General features: G+C 44.1%; 17 protein-coding genes and 1 tRNA gene. 11 read left to right on the top strand and 7 right to left on the bottom strand.

Features of this window, described 5'->3' with window-relative positions:
• Positions 1 to 140: 140 nt before the first annotated feature.
• Positions 141 to 1,883, bottom strand: a complete 1,743-nt coding sequence (ggt, locus tag F6K52_RS14350) for a gamma-glutamyltransferase (protein ID WP_293078628.1) — start codon at positions 1,881 to 1,883, stop codon at positions 141 to 143.
• Between the two features lie 32 nt (positions 1,884 to 1,915).
• On the opposite strand from ggt, the gene F6K52_RS14345 reads away from it, so the two are divergent.
• The 4 genes from F6K52_RS14345 (at position 1,916) to ctpB (ending at position 6,362) form a co-directional block, all read left to right on the top strand.
• Positions 1,916 to 2,134 carry a hypothetical protein gene (locus F6K52_RS14345; protein WP_293078626.1) on the top strand — a complete coding sequence of 73 codons (219 nt, stop codon included), beginning with the start codon at positions 1,916 to 1,918 and terminating at the stop codon, positions 2,132 to 2,134.
• 153 nt (positions 2,135 to 2,287) lie between these two features.
• Positions 2,288 to 3,592 (top strand): threonine synthase, encoded by a 1,305-nt coding sequence (thrC, locus tag F6K52_RS14340; protein ID WP_293078624.1) that lies wholly within the window; start codon positions 2,288 to 2,290, stop codon positions 3,590 to 3,592.
• A 472-nt stretch (positions 3,593 to 4,064) separates the two neighbouring features.
• Complete coding sequence (locus tag F6K52_RS14335) at positions 4,065 to 4,340, top strand: MoaD/ThiS family protein (RefSeq protein ID WP_293078622.1); 276 nt, start codon at positions 4,065 to 4,067, stop codon at positions 4,338 to 4,340.
• A 699-nt stretch (positions 4,341 to 5,039) separates the two neighbouring features.
• Positions 5,040 to 6,362, top strand: a complete 1,323-nt coding sequence (gene ctpB / locus F6K52_RS14330) for a carboxyl-terminal processing protease CtpB (RefSeq protein ID WP_293078619.1) — start codon at positions 5,040 to 5,042, stop codon at positions 6,360 to 6,362.
• Here the strand turns inward: ctpB and F6K52_RS14325 are convergent.
• Positions 6,345 to 6,695: a hypothetical protein gene (locus F6K52_RS14325; protein WP_293078617.1), complete on the bottom strand. Its 351-nt coding sequence runs from the start codon at positions 6,693 to 6,695 to the stop codon at positions 6,345 to 6,347. The genes ctpB and F6K52_RS14325 overlap by 18 nt on opposite strands.
• A gap of 155 nt (positions 6,696 to 6,850) precedes the next feature.
• Here F6K52_RS14325 and F6K52_RS14320 point away from each other — a divergent pair, with 155 nt between their 5' ends.
• The gene (locus F6K52_RS14320; RefSeq protein ID WP_293078615.1) at positions 6,851 to 6,976 is read left to right on the top strand and encodes a hypothetical protein; all 126 of its coding nucleotides are present in this window, start codon (positions 6,851 to 6,853) and stop codon (positions 6,974 to 6,976) included.
• Between the two features lie 120 nt (positions 6,977 to 7,096).
• On the opposite strand, the gene F6K52_RS14315 is transcribed toward F6K52_RS14320, so the two are convergent.
• The gene (locus tag F6K52_RS14315; protein WP_293078613.1) at positions 7,097 to 7,351 is read right to left on the bottom strand and encodes a hypothetical protein; all 255 of its coding nucleotides are present in this window, start codon (positions 7,349 to 7,351) and stop codon (positions 7,097 to 7,099) included.
• Positions 7,352 to 7,914: 563 nt separating this feature from the next.
• Between F6K52_RS14315 and F6K52_RS14310 the strand changes: the two genes are divergently transcribed.
• Positions 7,915 to 10,869: a tetratricopeptide repeat protein gene (locus F6K52_RS14310; RefSeq protein WP_293078611.1), complete on the top strand. Its 2,955-nt coding sequence runs from the start codon at positions 7,915 to 7,917 to the stop codon at positions 10,867 to 10,869.
• A 273-nt stretch (positions 10,870 to 11,142) separates the two neighbouring features.
• Here the strand turns inward: F6K52_RS14310 and F6K52_RS14305 are convergent, their stop codons facing one another.
• On the bottom strand, positions 11,143 to 11,559 hold the full coding sequence (locus F6K52_RS14305; protein WP_293078609.1) for a peptide chain release factor 1: 417 nt from the start codon (positions 11,557 to 11,559) through the stop codon (positions 11,143 to 11,145).
• A gap of 70 nt (positions 11,560 to 11,629) precedes the next feature.
• Here F6K52_RS14305 and F6K52_RS14300 point away from each other — a divergent pair, with 70 nt between their 5' ends.
• A complete protein-coding gene (locus F6K52_RS14300) occupies positions 11,630 to 12,547 on the top strand; it encodes a histone deacetylase (RefSeq protein WP_293078607.1) in 918 nt (305 codons plus the stop codon).
• 135 nt (positions 12,548 to 12,682) lie between these two features.
• Positions 12,683 to 13,834, top strand: a complete 1,152-nt coding sequence (gene gshA / locus F6K52_RS14295; RefSeq protein ID WP_293078605.1) for a glutamate--cysteine ligase — start codon at positions 12,683 to 12,685, stop codon at positions 13,832 to 13,834.
• A 521-nt stretch (positions 13,835 to 14,355) separates the two neighbouring features.
• Here the strand turns inward: gshA and F6K52_RS14290 are convergent.
• The gene (locus F6K52_RS14290) at positions 14,356 to 14,544 is read right to left on the bottom strand and encodes a hypothetical protein (RefSeq protein WP_293078602.1); all 189 of its coding nucleotides are present in this window, start codon (positions 14,542 to 14,544) and stop codon (positions 14,356 to 14,358) included.
• A gap of 56 nt (positions 14,545 to 14,600) precedes the next feature.
• On the opposite strand from F6K52_RS14290, the gene trmL reads away from it, so the two are divergent.
• Positions 14,601 to 15,062 carry a tRNA (uridine(34)/cytosine(34)/5-carboxymethylaminomethyluridine(34)-2'-O)-methyltransferase TrmL gene (gene trmL / locus F6K52_RS14285; protein ID WP_293078600.1) on the top strand — a complete coding sequence of 154 codons (462 nt, stop codon included), beginning with the start codon at positions 14,601 to 14,603 and terminating at the stop codon, positions 15,060 to 15,062.
• A gap of 885 nt (positions 15,063 to 15,947) precedes the next feature.
• Here the strand turns inward: trmL and F6K52_RS14280 are convergent.
• Positions 15,948 to 16,181: a hypothetical protein gene (locus F6K52_RS14280; RefSeq protein WP_293078598.1), complete on the bottom strand. Its 234-nt coding sequence runs from the start codon at positions 16,179 to 16,181 to the stop codon at positions 15,948 to 15,950.
• Between the two features lie 394 nt (positions 16,182 to 16,575).
• On the opposite strand from F6K52_RS14280, the gene F6K52_RS14275 reads away from it, so the two are divergent.
• Positions 16,576 to 18,936 (top strand): peptidoglycan DD-metalloendopeptidase family protein, encoded by a 2,361-nt coding sequence (locus F6K52_RS14275; RefSeq protein ID WP_293078596.1) that lies wholly within the window; start codon positions 16,576 to 16,578, stop codon positions 18,934 to 18,936.
• Between the two features lie 343 nt (positions 18,937 to 19,279).
• A tRNA-Met gene (locus F6K52_RS14270) sits at positions 19,280 to 19,352 on the top strand.
• A gap of 15 nt (positions 19,353 to 19,367) precedes the next feature.
• Here F6K52_RS14270 and pyrE read toward each other — a convergent pair.
• Positions 19,368 to 19,979 (bottom strand): orotate phosphoribosyltransferase, encoded by a 612-nt coding sequence (gene pyrE / locus F6K52_RS14265; RefSeq protein ID WP_293078594.1) that lies wholly within the window; start codon positions 19,977 to 19,979, stop codon positions 19,368 to 19,370.
• Positions 19,980 to 20,446: the final 467 nt, after the last annotated feature.

The raw sequence follows: 20,446 nt of genomic DNA, 5'->3' as shown, positions 1-20,446 counted from the left end.
AGGGAGTAGGGAGTAGGGAGTAGCGATGCAGCGCGGTCTTGGGGGTTCCCCCCATGAGCGACTGCATCAAGACGGGAGTAGGGAACTTACGATCCAAAATTCCCAAAATTCCTACAGGGATTGCTCAGGTAAATGCTATGTTAATAACCTAAGGTTAAGGCACCAGGTCGGCGAGGATCAGATGCACCTTCAAAGGAATTGTTAATGTACATAATACTCTGGGTACTCCCCATAGAATCATCTACTGAAATCTTATATCCTTTATACTTTAATAATTGGATTGTATCACTATTGAAACCCTGTTCTACAAAAAGGTTATCTGGTAACCATTGATGATGTATCCGAATGGCATTAGTAGCTGTAGCAATATTGAGCTGGTGATCAATTACATTCATAATCAATTGCAAAACGGTGGTAATAATCTTACTCCCCCCTGGAGTGCCAGTGACCAGATAAGGCTTACTATCTTTGAGCACAATTGTTGGGGTCATAGAACTGAGCATCCTTTTTTCCGGTTCTATCCCATTGAATTCTGCTCCAGTTAATCCAAAAGCATTAGGTACTCCTGGCTTAGCTGAAAAATCATCCATTTCATTGTTGAGGAGAATACCTGTTCCCGGTACTGTAATTGTACTGCCATAGGTGAAATTTAAAGTGTAGGTATTAGCAACAGCATTGCCATACTTATCCATCACTGAATAATGGGTAGTATCATTGCTTTCTATCGGTTGAGTAATATTACCAGGCGCAATTTCTGAACTGGGAGTTGCTCGATAGGGATTAATCCGTTGACTGATTCGTTCAGCATAGGTTTTAGAGGTTAATTCAGCAACGGGAACGGGAACAAAGTCAGGATCTCCTAAAAATTTAGAACGGTCAGCATAAGCTAACTTCATACTTTCCGTCATTAAATGAATGGTTTGGGCAGTATTATGTCCCAGTTTCCGAATCGGAAAAGCTTCTAAGGTATTCAACATCTGGACTAGATGGATACCTCCAGAACTTGGAGGTGGCATAGAATAAATCTCATAGCCCCGATAAGTGCCCCGAATCGGATCTCGAATCACCGGTTTATAGGTCGCTAAATCCTTTTTGGTAATCAGACCACCATTGGCTTCCATGTCTGCTACGATAGCGGATGCGATCGCACCTTCATAAAAAGCTTTAGCACCATGTTTAGCAATCAGCTTTAAACTACGGGCTAAATCCTTTTGTACCAAGATTTCCCCTACCTGATAAGGCACGCCCCCTGGCTTATAAAAAATAGCCATACTCGCTTCAGAAGCCTGCATTCGCTGCTTATACTCTCTCAGAGAGCTGAGCAAATCTTCAGAAACTGGGAACCCTTTTTCTGCTAATTCTATAGCTGGTTGTAATGCGCGTTCTAAGGAAATAGTGCCGTATTTTTCTAGTGCCATGGTTAACCCAGCTACGGTACCAGGAACACCTACAGATAAATAACTGTATCGAGACTTTTCTGGGTCAACCTCACCATTACTATCCAGAAACATATCACCAGTAGCAGCTAGTGGTGCTTTCTCCCGATAATCAATAGCAATGGTTTGGTTATCCTTGGCTAGATGCAAGAGCATAAAGCCACCGCCACCGAGATTGCCAGCTCGCGGTAAGGTTACCGCTAGGGTAAACCCAATGGTTACCGCAGCATCAACAGCATTGCCACCTTCTTTTAAAACCGCTAAACCAGCTTCTGAGGCATAGCGTTCTTGAGAGGAAACCATACCGTTGTTAGCGATAACGGGATGAAAGATATCTTTTTTGCTAAAGATAACTTTGTCTTGAGCAAAGGCGCTGCCAGCACTAATAAAAATTAGCGTAGTCAGGCAAATGATGATGAATTTATGTGTTTTGGCGATCTTGCCCATGGAATAGTTAATCGAATAGTCAGGGATTAGAAATGATTTTCGGTTTTCGGAAAGATACTATAACGGTTTCCAGCAGCGCTACTAGGGAGTCGGGAGTCGGGAGTCGGGAGTCGGGAATCGGGAATCGGGAATCGGGAATCGGGAATCGGGAATCGGGGGAATTACTCTTGCCTCTTGCCTTTTGCCTCTTGCCTCTTGGCTATAAACAGCCTAATATCACTAATCGCACTAAACCGTTGTATTCTACTTGACAGCAATTTTGACTGCTTAATGATGAGTCTTTAAGGGCTGCAATTAATCCCGACTAAAAAAGTCGGGTATGTTTGACGTGCATTTTGAGGTATGTTACTTTTAATCAAGTCTTGACTGAACGTAATTAGAGAGCGTAATTCAGAGATATACCCATGAGCCAAGCCACAATTACTCCCAAAACCCAGACATCTACCGCATTTACCAAGTTGAAGTGTAAAGAGTGTGGTGCGGAGTATGAGCCCAAGGCAATGCACGTTTGTGAGGAATGCTTTGGTCCGTTGGAAGTAAAATACGACTACAGTATCCTCAGAAGCAATGTAACTAGGCAGAGCATTGAGGCAGGTCCGAAATCCATCTGGCGCTATCGTTCTTTCTTACCCCTTGCCACTGATAACTATATTGATGTTGGTACGGGAATGACTCCCTTAGTGAAATCGACTCGCTTGGCTAGACGCTTAGGGTTAAAAAATCTCTACATTAAAAATGATGCGGTCAACATGCCCACCCTCAGCTTCAAAGACCGGGTGGTATCAGTAGCTCTAAGTAGAGCACGGGAGTTAGGCTTCTCAACGGTATCCTGTGCTAGTACGGGAAACTTAGCGAATTCTACTGCTGCGATCGCAGCCCATGCTGGACTCGACTGCTGCGTGTTTATCCCTGCTGACCTGGAAGCGGGTAAAGTGATGGGCACTCTGATTTACAACCCTACATTAATGGCAGTCAAAGGCAACTACGACCAAGTCAACCGCCTCTGTTGTGAAGTAGCTAACAGCCACGGTTGGGGATTTGTGAACATTAACCTACGTCCCTACTATTCAGAAGGCTCTAAAACTCTGGGCTTTGAAGTGGCTGAACAACTAGGTTGGCAACTACCGGATCATATTGTTGCTCCCTTGGCATCAGGTTCCCTATACACCAAAATCTACAAAGGCTTCCAAGAATTCATCAAAGTCGGTCTAGTAGAAGATAAATCAGTGCGCTTCAGTGGTGCTCAAGCAGAAGGTTGCTCCCCAATCGCTCAAGCTTTCAAAGAAGGACGCGACTTCATTACTCCAGTCAAGCCCAACACTATTGCTAAATCCATTGCGATTGGGAACCCAGCCGACGCCGTCTACGCTTTAGAAATAGCTCAGAAAACTAAGGGAAACATTGAGTCCGTCACTGATGCAGAAATTATCGAAGGGATGAAGTTGCTGGCAGAAACGGAAGGAATCTTCACCGAAACCGCAGGTGGTACTACAATTGCTGTACTCAAGAAGCTGGTAGAAGCTGGTAAAATTGACCCCGATGAAACTACCGTAGCCTACATCACTGGTAATGGCTTGAAGACCCAAGAAGCAGTTCAAGGCTATGTGGGTCAACCGTTTGTGATTGAACCAAAACTAGACAATTTCGAGAAAGCATATGAGCGGGCTAACACCCTAGAGCGTTTGGAATGGCAGCAAGTTTTAGTTTAAGCTCTCAGCAGTCAGTGGTCAGTGGTCAGCAGTCAGCAGTCAGCAGTCAGCAGTCAGCAGTCAGCAGTCAGCAGTCAGCGGTCAGCTGATTTTATTCAAAAGCATCGATCTAGTAGCGATGCAGCGCCGCCAAAGGGGGTCTCCCCCATGAGCGACTGCATCAAGACAGCGTGGTGGCACAGGCTTCTAGCCTGTGATAAACCATAATAAGCTGAGAACTGATAGCTGTTCGCGTAGCGTGCGCGTAGCGCTTAAGCTGATAACTGATAACTGATAACTGATAACTGATAGCTGATAGCTGTTCGCGTAGCGTGCGCGTAGCGCTTAAGCTGATAGCTGATAGCTGATAGCTGTTCGCGTAGCGTGCGCGTAGCGCTTAAGCTGATAGCTGATGGCTGATAGCTAATAGCTGATTGCTTACCATTCAAGCTCCAAAATTGAGAATTCAAAGCAAGATAACACGATATTGATTATGGCTGTAAAAGTTTTAATTCCTACTCCTCTGCAAAAATATACCCAAGAGAAATCAACAGTAGAATGCGAGGGAACGAATGTTTCTGAACTGATCGAATCCCTGGAAAGTAATTGTCCTGGCATTAAACAAAAACTGTGCGATGAGAAGGGTAAACCCCGTCGATTCTTGAATCTCTACGTGAACGGGGAAGATATCCGCTTGTTGGACAATACAGAAACAAAACTCAACAATGGCGATGAAGTGAGTATTGTCACAGCTGTTGCTGGTGGTTAGACAGATAATCAGCACTCAGCAGTCAGCGATCAGCAGTTGGCCATTCGCCTTGGTCTTTTGGCCACGCTACTGGAATGGCTGATAGCTTACTGCTTAAAAGATAGAGTAATTCTCAGTAACCTTTGAGCAATATTGCTTATCCTTTCAAGACAATAGGCATGCTACGATGCAGTCGCTCATGGGAATAACCCCTTAAGGTCCGCGCTGCACCCCGACTCGCGACTTCCTCGGTGCGCTTGACTCATGATCGGGTAACCTGAGCTGACAGCTAAATCAGTGATTATTTTGCGTCCGCTATGGCAGTATGTGTAGCCAGAGCAGTTCAGTTTTGCAACTGGCACAACAGCACTCTGCCATAGTTGCTGGATTTCAGTATATTAAAATTATATTATTAAATCGTCTATTAAAAACTATAGTCTCTATAGTAACTTAGTGACTAAAAGTTGGTGGCTAAGTTGGCCGTATCACCCAATATAAAAATATCCCCTTATTATATCATATCAAAAACTAAAACTATAAAATAATTTTTTTTGGTTATTATCATCAGTAGGATTAGTAGTAATAGCTAGGTAGTCTCAGTAGCTCATAGCCGTGGGCAATCCTAGAACTGGTCAACAAAAACCTCAATAATGGTTGAATTTATAAAAAACTAAATAAATCAAGTAATTAACTAATTAAGTAATTTGCCGCCTTATATCCATGAGACAATCCCTGAAAAACTTCCCCCGACTCAAACGTGTTCTGTTCACTGGAGCGATCGCAACCACAGCAGTTTGGTCTTGGGCAACACCGATTAATGGTAGTTCTGTGGTTGTAGCATTTCAGGATAGCCCTAAAACGATTGTTGATGAAGTTTGGCAAACTGTCAATCGGGAATATGTCGATAACACCTTTAACCAAGTTGACTGGCAAGCGACTAGGCACGAACTGCTGAGCAGAAGCTACGCTTCAAAGGAAGAAGCCTATAAAGCGATTCGGAAAGCCCTAGAAACCTTGGAAGACCCCTACACCCGCTTTTTAGTGCCAGAACAGTTCCAAGCCTTGACAAACCAAACTGTTGGTGAACTGTCTGGTGTGGGTATTCGCATGGAAATAGAAAAGCAGACGGAGACCCCGTTAATCATTGAACCGATTGAAAATTCCCCAGCGTTTAAGGGAGGTCTTCAAGCTGGGGATAGGATTTTAGCGGTAGATAGCAAAGCTACGAAAGGGTTAAGTCTCGAAGATGCCTCGGAACTAATCCGGGGTAAAGTTGGGTCATCAGTGACTCTGCGGATTGCCCGACCAGGAGAGGGCATTTTTGAGATAGAACTAACCCGAGCTCAGATAGAAATTCCCTCTGTTCGTTACAGCGTCAAAGAGGAAGGGAATTTGCGCGTGGGTTACATCAGCTTAAATGAATTTAGTTCCCATGCAGCTGAACAAATGCAACGGGCAATTAGTAACCTAAATCAGCAGAAGGTGAATGCTTATGTGCTAGATCTGCGGGGTAATCCAGGAGGATTACTTTTTTCCAGTATTGAAATTGCCCGGATGTGGATGCAAGAAGGGGAAATTGTTAGCACTATAGACCGGATCGGTGGTAAACAAGCATACAGCGCTAATCGAACCGCCTTGACCCAACTGCCCTTAGCGATTCTAGTGGATGGTAACTCTGCTAGTGCTAGTGAGATTTTAACTGGTGCTCTCAAAGATAACAAACGCGCTACTGTTATCGGTTCTCGCACCTTTGGTAAAGCCGCTGTCCAGTCTGTCCATTCCTTATCCGATGGTTCGGGTTTAACGGTGACAGTCTCTCGTTACTACCTACCCAGTGGTGAAGATATTAGTTTGAAAGGAATTGTGCCCGATATTCGCCAAGAGTTGACCCTTGAGCAACGGCAACAGCTATCTAATCAACCGGGATGGCGTGGCACTAGCAAGGATCCTCAATACGGAAAAGCGATCGCAGTTTTAAAATCCACTACTGCCTCCGAGCCTGGAACCCTCAGTCAACCCATAAACTCAGGTAGAGTCTGGTAAGCTCTGCTGGAAATCGGGAATCGGGAATCGGGAATCGGGAATCGGGAGGAGATGTAGAGAGGAGATGTAGGGTGGGCAGTGTACTAGAAAGATTAATTGGCTGGTATACACCCAGGTATGCACTGCCCACCAAGGATGAATCACAATAGAACAGATGTAGGGTGGGCAGTGCCACAGAAAGATTAATTGGCTTGGGGTTTGCCTAGGTATGCACTGCCCACCAACGGATGAATCACTGCCCACCAAGGATGAATCACAATAGAACAGATGTAGGGTGGGCAGTGTACTAGACAGATTAATTGGCTGGGATACACCCAGGTATGCACTGCCCACCAAAGATGAATCACAATAAAACAATTTTTGTGAACTGAAATTGATTGCGATTCTGTGGAAGAGACGCTACGGGAAAACATTCAACTACTTTACCCATCGTACCATTATTGTCGCTAATTGATATCAGGAAGTATAGCGTTTACTAGTAAGGGTAATTGACATCTAAATTTTTGTCCCGACTCCCGACTCCCGACTCCCGATTCCCAATTTCCAATGCCCTAAAACATAATAAGCAAAAAAAAAATAGCCGCAGAAAACCTTCCACGGCTAGGAGTTTTTAGTTATGCCTCAACTTTCTAAACCAATCCAGAAATGATCCCATAGGATTGACCAAAGGTCACGCTACGTGAACAAACCTGATACTTTGGCCAGGGGGGTTACCCCCCCTATAATTTAATAGTTTAACCCAAATTTAAATACTTGGTCATCATGGTGATGAATTCGCCAGAAATTCCCGTCGGCTGAAGGGGGCTCCACTCGGAGATTTCCGCGTAACCCCGTGCATAAAGGCTATGCATTGTGTTGTTTATTGCCCGGCGGGAACCCTTCAGAATGTGCTTAATGGGGTATTTTTTTGGAGAAGGTTCCTGAGGAGTATTACTAGGAGTGATATCCTCAGGATTGTTTTGTGGATCTGGGCGAAAGTTGTCAGACATAATTCAAAATTGCTTTTGAGATTTATAAATATAATCATAACGATTATTAATTTACTTGTCAAGGGTTTTTAGATTTTTTTTGAGGGGTAATGGAATAGAATTAAGAATTAACAATTAAGAATTAATAATTGATAATTTAGTGCGTATGGTGCGTTAGGGGCTGGCTATAATTTTAAACTTTGTAGCTATTATTGGACCCGCCCCGTAACGCACAAACAAGTAGAATTTATAATCGAAAACAGGGAATATAGTAAAAATATTAGCGTTTGTTTTTTTGTGGTTTTAATTTACTGATCGCCTTGAAAACAGGAAATAAAAAAATAAAATATATCCGCAAAATTGTGATAGATATATAAAATAAATTGTGAGAACTTTTTCCCCTACTCTCTGTTCCCTGTTCCCTGTTCCCTGTTCCCTGTTCCCTGTTCCCTGTTCCCTGTTCCCTGCTCCCTGCTCCCTGCTCCCTACTCCCTGTTAGCTAGATTTTTTTGTATTAGAATAAATAAAAATAGGGTTATCTGTATCTACTGGTAAATGCTATATAGTTAACTGGAAGCTAATCGGTGAGTGATTCGAGGGGATTGATAAAAATATCAGGGTGCGAGGACTCAGAAGCCAGTATAGATGTGGTGTTTGTTCACGGATTGGGAGGTGAAGCTAGAGGCACGTGGCATCCCCAGCATGCAATAAATGATGATAATTTTTGGCCAGTTTGGTTAGGACAAGAGCAGCTAGGTCTTAACATCTGGTCTTTTGGGTATGACGCGAAAGCGACACACTGGAAAAGCAACAGCAGTATGCCCCTTTTCGATCTTGCTAGTAATTTATTAGATTGGTTACACAGCTGCAATCTGGGTAAGCGTCCATTAATATTTATTACTCATAGTATGGGCGGGCTTTTAGTCAAAAAAATGCTTCGTAGTGCTAATAATTTTGATGACTATAAAGGGATTATTGAGCAGACTAAAGGCATAGTATTTCTGGCTACTCCCCACACTGGGACTCATCTCGCTAATTTAATTAATAATATTGGTGTTTTAGCACGAACAACCGTCAGTGTAGAGGAATTAAAAGCTCATGACTCTCAGTTACGGGAATTAAATGAGTGGTATAGAGAAAACGTTAGGAGTCTAGAAATTGTCACAAAAGTCTATTATGAAACCCAGCCTGTAAAAGGGATTTTGGTTGTAAACAAAGATAGTGCCAACCCAGGCATTGAAGGAGTGAAGCCGGTTGCTATACCAAAGCACCATATTGACCTATGCAAACCAGAGTCTCAAAACAGTTTGGTCTATCTTGGTGTCAAGAAATTTATCGAGGAATGCCTCACCAAAAAACAGATAACGTTAAATCCTCCCACTAACATTAGTATCAATAGTGGCACTCCCTACTTTGTGGGTAGAGACGATCAACTTCAGCAGCTCCATCAGGAACTTCAAAAGACCGATCGATTAGCAATTTCTGCCATTGCCGGAATGGGCGGTGTGGGCAAAACCGAATTAGCTCTACAATATGCTTTGAGATATCAGGATAACTACCCTGGTGGTAGGTGCTGGTTTCCAGTGCGCGGGCTAGATCTGGGGATTCAAGTTGTTAGTTTTGGGCGTACGGAATTAGGATTAACCATTCCAGATGACCTAGAGTTCAAGGAGCAGGTAAGATACTGCTGGAGACATTGGCCAGAAGGAACAGTATTGATCGTGCTGGATGATGTCGCTTCTTTCGGCAATGACTACAAAGAAACAATTCATCCCTATTTGCCTCCAGCTGACTCCCGCTTCAAAGTACTGGTCACCAGTCGTCAGCGTCCAGGGGCTTCTTACCGACGAATTGACTTGGATGTACTATCCCGAGAAGGAGCATTAGAATTCTTAGGTAAGCTTGTTGCAAAAGAGCGCATTGACAAGGAACTAACCGAAGCAGAAGCCTTATGTGAATGGTTGGGGTATTTGCCTTTGGGTTTGGAGTTAGTGAGACGATATTTAGATCTACATCCCACCTTCACCATTGCTAAAGTTCAGAAACGTTTAGAGAAAAAGAAATTAGCAGCTAAAGCATTACTTGATCCCACAGAAGAAGGGGAAATGACAGCCCAGTTGGGAGTAGCAGCAGCCTTTGAGTTATCTTGGGAAGATTTGAAAGATTGTCCAGAAGCCCAGCAGTTGGGATGTCGTCTGAGTCTGTTTGCTTCTGCTCCTTTTGAGTGGTCACTGGTACAGAAGTGTGTTATCGAAACTGAAGATGAAGATGACTGGGAAGAAGAACAAGAAGAATTGGAAGAATTACGCGTTCGCGAAGCGTGGCCTACGGCCAATCGCAGTTTACTGAAACTGAACCTGTTGCAACTGACTGAACAGCAAACCTATCGGCTCCATCCACTAATTCGAGAATTTTTCCTGACCAAGCTGGCTCAATTACCAGAGGCTGATAGCTACAAGCAAAGCTTTTGTAAGATAATGGTGGCTAAGGCAAAAGAAATTCCTTATATCCCAACTCGCGATCAGATTGCAGCAGTTAGCCCGGCAATCCCTCATTTAGCCGAAGCTGCCACAGTCCTAACTGACTGGCTCAGGGATGAAGATTTAATAGAGCCCTTTGTTGGCCTAGGAAGATTCTCTGAGGGTCAAGGTACCTATGATCAGGCTGAACCCTGGTATGAGCAATGTTTAGAGATAACCAGAAGCCGCCTGGGAGAAGAACATCGCGATGTGGCACTCAGTCTCAACAACCTGGCATTACTCTACCAAGTTCAGGGGCGTTACCATGAAGCGGAACCCCTTTATGTCCAGGCTTTGGACATGAGAAAGCAGCTACTGGGTCAAGACCATCCCCATGTAGCAACCAGTCTCAACAACCTTGCAAATCTCTACCGAACTCAGGGGCGTTACCATGAAGCGGAACCCCTTTATGTCCAGGCATTGGACATGAGAAAGCAGCTGCTGGGTCAAGACCATCCCCATGTCGCTGAAAGTCTCAACAACCTGGCATATCTCTACCAAGCTCAGGGGCGTTACCATGAAGCGGAACCCCTTTATGTCCAGGCATTGGACATGAGAAAGCAGCTGCTGGGTCAAAAACATCCCTCGGTAGCCACTAGTCGAGCCAACCTGGCATATCTCTACCAAGCTCAGGGGCGTTACCATGAAGCGGAACCCCTCATTGTCCAGGCATTGGACATGAGAAAGCAGCTGCTGGGTCAGAACCATCCCTCGGTAGCCACTAGTCTCCACAACCTGGGATTACTCCACTATACTCAGGGGCGCTACCATGAGGCAGAACCCCTCTTTGTCCAGGCTTTGGAGATCAGAAAGAAGCTGCTGGGTCAGGACCATCCCCATGTAGCATCCATTCTCCACAACCTGGGGTTACTCTACCAAGCTCAGAGGCGTTACCATGAAGCCGAACCCCTCTTTGTCGAGGCATTGGATATTGCAGAACGAAAGTTAGGGTCAAATCATCCTAACACTGTAATCTACCGTCAGAATCTAGAAATATTGCGGGATGATTTGTCACAGTAATCAGTATATAGAATGTAGAATTAAGAATTAAAAATTAAGAATTAAGAATTGAGAATTGACAATTGATAATTAACAAGGTATCATGTAAAATTTCTAAGATAGAAAGTAGAAGCTCTAAGATAGAAGGTATAGCAGTCGAAGTAAAGCTTAACACATAATATTTTTGCTCCCTTTCAAGCAAAATACTTTGTCCTAAACTATACTTCAGTTGCTATAAATTCTTCATTCTAAATTCTAAATTCTAAATTCTAAATTCTTCATTCCCAATTAATTTCAATAACGCCAGTAAGGACGACCTTTCCAAAAGACCCCTAGGATTACTCCAATCAAAGCATTCATGGAAAACCCAACTAACTCAAAAGGGATTGGAAGTTGGGACTTGAGCAATAAACCGACGATAAGGCACAACACTAAAGCCCAGAGACTAGAGGTCTTCAGGAATACCTGGGACTGCCAACGTTCACAAATATAAACTCCTAACACCCCAACTCCTATAGCCGCAGCCATAAACCAGATGATTGCTAGGGGTCTAGAAAATAGTAGCAGGGAGACAGGACGGAAAATTTGTGATTGAGTCAAGCCCCATATAAACAGGTTCTCTAAAACAGCTACCAGCACAGTGGTCAAGGCAGCTACTTTCGACAGAGGTAGCCAAGGCTGTTGCTTAAAATTATTCCAAGGGTCATTCATGCTATGCTTCCTTTGATTTGGTTGATGATTATAAAAAAAAGTGTAGCGAGCTGGAAAACCCTGTCTGATCATGAACTTGCCAATCGTCTATCACCAGGACTATGTCGCACCTCTGCCAGACGGGCATCGCTTTCCCATGCCTAAATTTGGGAAACTCTACCAACTACTGCTACAAGAAGGCATTGCCACTCCTAAACAATTCCACACTCCAGAGCGTCCCCCACTAGAGTGGCTCCACCTGGTTCACACCCCCGCCTATGTTCAAGCTTACTGTGAAGGTACCCTTGACCCGAAAGCTGTGCGACGCATTGGTTTACCCTGGAGTCCAGCGTTAGTAAAGCGTACCTGTACTGCCGTAGGTGGTACGATTCTCACCGCTAAACTCGCCCTGAATCAAGGATTAGCGTTCAATACTGCTGGTGGTACCCATCATGCTTTTCCCAATTATGGCTCAGGGTTTTGTATCTTTAATGATTTAGCGATCGCATCCCGTGTGCTCCAACAACTGGGACTAGTTCAGAAAATTTTAATTGTTGACCTAGATGTCCACCAAGGAGACGGTACCGCCTTTATCTTCCAAAACGACCACAGTGTCTTCACCTTTTCGATGCACTGTGAAGTCAATTTCCCTAGCAAGAAACAAAAAAGTGACTTAGACGTTCCCCTACCAGAGGGAATGGATGATGATGCCTATCTACAAACCCTAGCCAAGTATCTTCCGGACTTACTCTCAGGATTCAAACCCAATTTAGTCCTCTACGATGCTGGAGTTGACCCCCATGTAGAAGACCGCTTGGGCAAATTAGCCTTGACCGACACAGGAATTTACCGTCGGGATATGCAAGTGTTGAGTACCTGTGTAGCAGCTGGTATCCCAGTGGCTAGTGTTATTGGTGGTGGCTACGGTAATGATTTCGATGCCCTAATCTATCGCCATTCTTTACTCTACCGTGCTGCTCTTCAGGTCTATCGCCAGTGTCAGCTTTAATGGCAAACTTAAGACAGAGGAATTCTTTGGTTGTAATCAATAGGATTGATAGCTAGATAAGGTAGATACATTCCCTAGAGCTACGGCCAACGCTACACCCGATTCCTAATTTACCATTCCCCATTAGAAAAAACTGTGCTGCTATCCAAAGGCTTTGAAGTAGAAATGTATACCGGCACTCCCGAAGGGGATATTGTCGGTTTTTCCGATCAGATTGTTGCATCCCTCGACGGATTTGTCCGAGAGCCAGATCAGCGCAATGTAGAATACACCACTGCTCCTTTATGTTGCTATGACCGTCTCTTATGTGCCTTAGTGCGTCCCCGACAACAGCTGCGACAGTATTTAAAAAGCTTGGGTAACTATACAATAATTCCCGGCAGTACCCTGTCCTTAGGTGGAAGTGGACGTTTTTACCGCTCTGACCCCAATAATCCTTACCATTCCTACATTGAGAACACCTACGGCACTAAAGTTGTCACTGCCAGCATCCATATCAATGTGGGCATCTCTGACCCAGAAATCCTGATGAGAGCTTGTCGTCTAGTGCGAATGGAAGCTCCACTATATCTAGCCCTGAGTGCATCTTCCCCCTTTCTGGACGGTAAAACCACTGGCTATCACTCCACCCGCTGGGGAATGTTTCCCAAAACTCCCTCTGATGTTCCTTTATTTGAAAGCCATCGTCACTTTATCCAGTGGAATGAAGAGCAAATCGCTGCTGGTACCATGTTTAATGTCCGTCATCTCTGGACCTCTGTGCGCCCCAATGGCAACCGACGCCCCTATGATCTCAACCGTCTAGAGCTGAGAATCTGTGATTTAATGGTCGATCCCATTGCCCTGTTAGCGGTTATGGCACTATTGGAAGCACGCCTAATCCAACTGATTCATGATCCCAGTCTTGACCCCCTGGAGATAAGTACAATACCTGCCAATAACCGTTCAGCTGACTTGATTGCCCTCACCGATGCCAATGAAATCGCTGCGGCTGAATCCAGTTTGGATGCGCAACTGAGACATTGGGAGGATGGCAGACTAATTTTGGCCAGAGATTGGATTGAGGAACTGTATCAAGAGGTTTGGCCGGTAGCGAAAAAACACGGTTTTAGTTGCTTCCTCTCACCAATTAAGAAAATTCTACGGGAAGGAAACACCGCTTCCCAATGGTTACAACTTCATTCAGTGGGTGTTGATCCTCGCCAAGTCATGATTCAAGCCATTCAATCCATGGCTGAGCAAGAGTCGCTACTAGAAGATCAATTGTGCCAGTCTCTGGTAGCATAAATGACTAACAGCTTTGTTATTCAATTACAATTTAATAACTAAACTTGTAATTATGAGGGTAGGGAGAATCAGTATTCCCCCTACCCTCCAATTAAGATGCCATTTTTTATGAATTTTTTTAAATTTTTTAGAGTTTTTGTAAAGAAAACCAGCTCAATTGAATAATTTTTTTGCCAAGTGAAATGGTGTGAAATATAAGAATATCTAATATATGCTTCAACAAAAACTAATATAAGAAAAACATATATGATCTATATCACTAGGTAGAGGTGATCTGAAATACAGAAAAAAATATTGACCTTAGGTATGCCTATAGTACTATGACTTAGGATCTATATCGAATGATCCTCGAACCTGAATTCCTTGAACTCATTCAAATAAATCTTTTAGGTGCGCTTTCCGACACCAGTTTGTCCACAGTTTGCCCACACCCCATACCCAGTAAAGCTTTAAAGCTAGTTGTCACCACTTAAAATACCAATATGCGATCGCTTATATGTTTTCTAATCAGGGGTTTTATATCATCTCAGGATAATTACCCTGTCTTGATGCAGTCGCTCATGGGGGAAACCACGGCAGTCGCTCATGGGGGAGACCCCCAAGACCGCGCTGCCTCCCCAAGACCGCGCTGCATCGCTTAATAACAACCTCCCCATCTCCCCATCTCTCACCTCCCCATCTCCCATCTCCCCATCTCCCCATCTCCCCATCTCCCCATACTCCGCTTAATTATGGGTATTCAATCAGACTTGATATTAAGGGTTTCATGGTAAAAGTTGTCTTAATTAACCCACAAATTCCGCCGAATACCGGCAATATTGCCCGAACTTGCGCCGCCACTACTACTCAATTGCACTTAGTGGGTCCATTGGGTTTTGAAATTAGCGATCGCTACTTGAAACGAGCAGGACTAGATTATTGGCCTTATGTAGATTTTAAATATCATGATTCTCTTGATGCATTTATCAGCTATCACCAGAAGCAAGAGGGGCGATGGATTGGCTTTACCAAGAGAGGAACATACAACTATATTAAGTTTCAGTTTCAGCCCAAGGACTGGTTATTGTTTGGCTGCGAAACTCAAGGTTTGCCTCCCCATGTCTTAGATGCGTGTCAGGCTAAGGTCTTTATCCCTATGGCCGAGCCGGGAGTTCGCAGCTTAAATCTCTCCGTCAGTGCTGCCCTTGGCTTATTTGAGGCCAGGCGTCAGTTAGGTTACTTGGGATAGGTTTTTTGTGTGTTAATAATTAGGACTTACGAGTTTTAGTTGGTATGAGCAGTCCAATTTGTATAATTTGTATAAATTTTATATATAAATTTCTTTTGTATAGATTTAGTTGTATAGATTTTGCTTATAGATTTAGTTGTATAGATTTAGTTGTATCGATTTACGTTTAAGGCTTAACAGTTTATTTTTAATAAAACCTTAGTATTTCAATATATCATTCCTTAAATCCGGTGTCAATAGAAATATCGACGGCGACTAAAGTCGTTGTTTACCTAGTCCTCATCTTGCCGGACTATAGCAATTCTAAATCATTTGTAAAATCAGACAAATCTGGAATCGTTGCTGGAAAAAGGTTATAGCGAACACTTTAAGCCAATATATTTCACGAATCATTTAGGACTGCTATAACATAGAAAAATTAAATGGGGAGCAAGAGTCCGCCCCACTCAAAACATACTTATCCCCCTTCAGGGGTTTAAACACTATAGCTAGAGTTTAAATGCGTAATTTCACCTCTACTGATGGTGTCAATAGGAAATGTCTGTATAAATGTGTAATTTTTGTGAAAAACAATCCTTCTCAGTGAATTCCCTAGCTGATCAATCCATCACTATATCTTTATATTGGGTTAAACTCTGTGAAAACGTTTTGCCGGACAAGTCTGTTTTAATCAGGGAAAGACCTCAAAAGCAGGTATCTTTCCGTAAAATCAAGGACGTTCAGCCTACAGCTGACCAGACGAACCTTGGTTGAATGAGTTAGTCTGTGTAAAATTACTCACCAAAAATTCAACTATGTAGAATACTGAAATTACCGAACACATATAAGAAATTTCTATCATAAAGAGTAGGATTACCGAGAAATTACCGATAGATTTTGCTGATATCAAATGGCGAGTGATAAATATACCAAACCAGCTATCAATAGAGAAAAGGAGGATTTGAAAGATTTTGTGAGCGCACCATCAACTAGCAACCCACCAGGATTAATATGCCGGTTGATACAGGATTCTACGGTTGTTGTCTTACCCAAAATTCGCGTAGAGTTCATCTGTAACCAGTTAGTTACTTCGAGATTCCCATCGCTGTTTTTATGGCGCTCAAAGAGAATAATCAGCAAATATGCTGGATTTTCTTGGGTTACTGAGGGTGGTTTCCCGGAGCAAGCTTGATTAGCCAGTTACTTTATATGCATATATATGCAGCATATGCAGCCATCCTGAACGGCAGCCGTAGTCAATCCCGACAATATCTCTGGTATCGGATGTTGTCCACCTAGTTGTCTAAGGATAAGTACCTATCAATGGCTTCAAGGTGTATCTAGCTATTGCCATAAAAGAACAAATTTTTTAGTAGTCATGTGAGCTTGTCTAAATCAAAGAAGCACGGTAATCTTTGCTAAGTCTCCCAAATAGATGTGATTTGGATCACACTTTAGCAGTGAGTCACATCATTGACTGGTAAAAAATCAATCAGGAACTGTTAAGCGCTCGTCAAACACCAGGAGGACTTTTTTGAAAGGAACACTTACTGATAAGGTCAATCATGTTCCGACCTGTGCAGCAGAGTCATCGGATTCGGCATCGAAACTACCTGCAAGTAATCATCCGGTCGGTGCAGCAATTCCCCTTGAGGTGAACCGTAAGGCTCGTACCTCAGCAGCCATGCTTGGATTGGCGATTTCCATGGGGGCATCAGGGTTACTATTACCTCAACAGGGTGATGAAGCAATGGCATTCGAGCCAGTTGCTCCTGAGCCAAGTGGGACGAATCTACCAGCAGCCGAATTTAAAGTTACCGCTATTTCAAGCCCCTCATTGCCAAACTCGGCTAAGCAGGAACAAGGGAGTGTGGAATCAAAGCCAGCCTCACCCCCAGAATTTGCGGAGGCCGTAGGCCACCGCTACGCGAAAGCGAACTTTAACAAGCTCAAAACCGATGACACTCTCCCAGTAGCGAGGAAGTCTACCATTGGTGAAGTTAAGGGTGCTCATCTCAAAGCCTCATCTAACTCTGAGGGTCTACAGCCAAAACAGTTGCTAGCATCTGCACCAGTCTCAAAATTGGGTAACCTGTCAACGGATCCATCCCACGCTGTTTCCAACAAAACCAATAATCTTTTAAAAGCTAGACAAGACCTAGCCCTCAAGCGCCTCCAAAAACATCGAAACCGTCTGAGCAAAAGTCTGGTTCAGTTGAGGTCCGAGGAGTTTAATAAGTCTTATCAACTGGCATCAGGGACCCTTGGTTCTAGCCCACACACTTTACCCCCTGCAGTGCTAAAACCTGAGGCTTCAGTAACAGAAACATCGCAACCCATTGTTACTGTACCTACAACTCCGGCGGCGCTCCCACAGCCAATGCCGAAAGTTGCTGTATCACCAGCCTTAACCCAATCAACTAGATCTGGGTCACTACCAGTGGTCATTCCAGTACCGACTCCAGAAACAACTGTCATATCGGCAGTCAAACCATCAGTTGTCAAGGTCAGTACTCCAACAATTGCATCGGCTACAACCAAGGTAACTATAGACCAACTCAATGTACCACAGCCAGTGGTGCTGGGAACTAGGCTGTCATCTACTGGCAACTCTTTTCACCAGGTCAAAGCTGGTGAAACCCTCGATTCTATTGCCCGTAGCTATGGTTTATCCCGCTCAGAGCTAGTCTTAGCCAATAAGCTAGATAATCCTAACCTCATTGAAATTAATCAACAGCTGAAAATTCCTCAAGTTGGGAAATTCGATCAGCAAAAGTCGTCTGTTACCTTGCTATCTAGCAACAGCCGGAAATCTCAATCTTGGAAGCAAGCAATAGCGCGACCATTAGATTTAGGAACTATCTCTGTTAAGACTTCTACTAGTCGAGATCAAGTCACATCCTTATCTATACAGGAAAAACCTAAAGTAAAACCGGTAACTGAGACGATTCTGACTCAATCGACTTCAGACAGTGGTCTGTTAGCTCAGGCTACTTCCTCAAATGAAAATCAGCCCTTAGAGTCTATTAACTCTCAGCGCAACTCCTATGTTGAAAAATTAAGGGCTGATATTCTCAAGATGCGAGAAGAAATCCGGGAGAATAAAACCAGCCCAGAGGAAAGCAAGCCAATCAACCTAGGAGTTACTACTAACGAGGCAGCTGATCCCTCAGATAAGGAGTCTAAATCTGTTGAGATCACTCCCCAGTTCAATCCTGAGAATAATCAAGCAAGCGGTACAAAAGAGTGGCAATTATTACCGCAGCCACCGACAGCTCCACAGGCTCCTATTGCTATTCCAAGACCTCAGCTACCTCAGAAAACTCGACGCAGTTCTATTGCCATTCCTGTGCCTCCACCTGAGGTATCACAACCGAGAAGAATAGCTGTAGCTCCTGCCCCACCGGAACGATTTAACCCAATGATCCGCATACCGGTAGGAAAACCTGTTTCGCCAGGAGTGCCACCTCTGTCTAAACCAGATATGTACTTGCCAGATAGCCCTAACCGCTTTAACGGATATATCTGGCCAAGTAATGGTGTGATTACCTCAGGTTATGGTCGGCGTTGGGGACGGATGCACAAGGGCATTGATATTGCCGCTCCCATTGGGACACCAATTATGGCAGCAGCCCCTGGTGTTGTGGTCAGTGCTGGTTGGAATTCAGGTGGTTACGGTAAATTGGTGGAAATCAAGCATCCTGATGGCAGTCTGACCCTTTATGCCCACAACAGCCGAATTTTTGTGCGTCGTGGACAACAGGTTGGCCAAGGTCAACGAATTGCCGCTATGGGTAGCACAGGTTATAGCACTGGTCCTCACTTACACTTTGAGGTTCATCCCAGAGGTCGGGGAGCTGCCAATCCGATGGCCTTTTTGCCTAAAAAACGGTAAGAGAGTGATTTCCAGGGAAGTATCCCAATCCGGCAAAATCAATAGGTCGCATGAGGAGACAGAGGTCAAGGGTAAGGTGAGCAATAGAGAACTTTCCTACTCTTCCTCACCTTCTCTGACAATACTTATGATGACCCTTAGCCCCTTGAGCTAAAGGGAAAGTCGTTGTCTGAAGCAGGAATTACCTTTCCTATTTTTCTTCTGCCTTTTCCGTATACCCCTTTATCTGTGCCGTTCGATGGGTGCGCACGCAGTATGTCAACTAAACTTCTGCTGAAACAATAGGAATTATGATAGAAATTATTGGCATTGATATGTTATAGTAGATAAGGATTAAAGATAAGGCTCAGTAGCTCAGTGGTTAGAGCAAGGGACTCATAAGCCCGAGGTCGCAGGTTCAAATCCCGCCTGAGCCATACCTAATTAATTAGTCAACTGGATTGATCAAGAGAACCCTGGTAGTGTTCTCGGATTGCGTTAATCGAAAAGAGAGCTTTAAACATTAGGCCAGCTGACTGATAAAGCTCGGCTCCACCTTGCAGCCGGTCAACCAGGGCTATTACCAGCTCTACCTGGTAACCGGCTTCCTTAAGGCGATCCACGGCTTTCATGGCTGATTGCCCAGTAGTCACCACGTCTTCTAATACCACTACTTTGGCTCCTGTGGGCAAAGAAGGCCCTTCTATGTATGCCCTGGTTCCATGACCTTTTGGCTGTTTGCGGATAATTAGACCAGGGATAGGGCAGTTTTCTAAGGCAGAAACAATGCTAACCGCACTCACTATGGGATCTGCACCCAGAGTTAAGCCAGCAACAGCTTGAGTATCAGCAGGTAGCATTGAGAATAGCAAACGTCCTATTGCCAATGCTCCTTGAGCATTAAGGGTAACCTGTTTACCATTGATGTAATAAGAGCTACGCTGCCCCGACGAAAGCACAAAATCACCCTCTTGGTAAGCCAGTTGACAAAACAAATCCAGCAGAAAAGGTCGCAGGAGAGGTAAATCTTTTGGGGTGGATAGAGCTTGAAATTGGTTATTCATGAAACTTACTACTGAAGCCGGTTGATTTAGATTATGCGGTATTCTTTCGAGTCAGCAGTCAGCGGTCAGCCATCAGCGGTCAGCCATCAGCTAAAAGCTCACGGGGTGACAACAAAGCTCAAACCTAGATAGGTGCTAGGTTAATGGTTTTAGGTGTTGGGTAAAATCAGCGGATCGGAGTCATTTGCTATTGCCAGCAATTAAAGCAATTTTCACCAATCCAACGTCAATGATAGTTTGAATCAATCCATCCCGAAAGGGCAATCTTCCCGCTTCACCTAACCCCTAAAACCTAAGCCCTGTAACATTTTCAATTAACTTGTCACCCCCTGAGGCTAAAAGCTCACGCTACTTGAGGTGCCGTTGGCCGTTGGCCACGCGTGCGCGTTCAGCTTATTTTATTCAAAAATTGAGGGGTTTCTCCTTTGGAGACGGTACGCGAACGATGCCCCGAAAATCGACATACA

The organism is Moorena sp. SIO3H5, from assembly GCF_010692395.1.
Classification (GTDB): domain Bacteria; phylum Cyanobacteriota; class Cyanobacteriia; order Cyanobacteriales; family Coleofasciculaceae; genus Moorena.
Note: the sequence above shows the minus strand (reverse complement) of the source record. Positions and strands in the feature narration are given on the sequence as shown.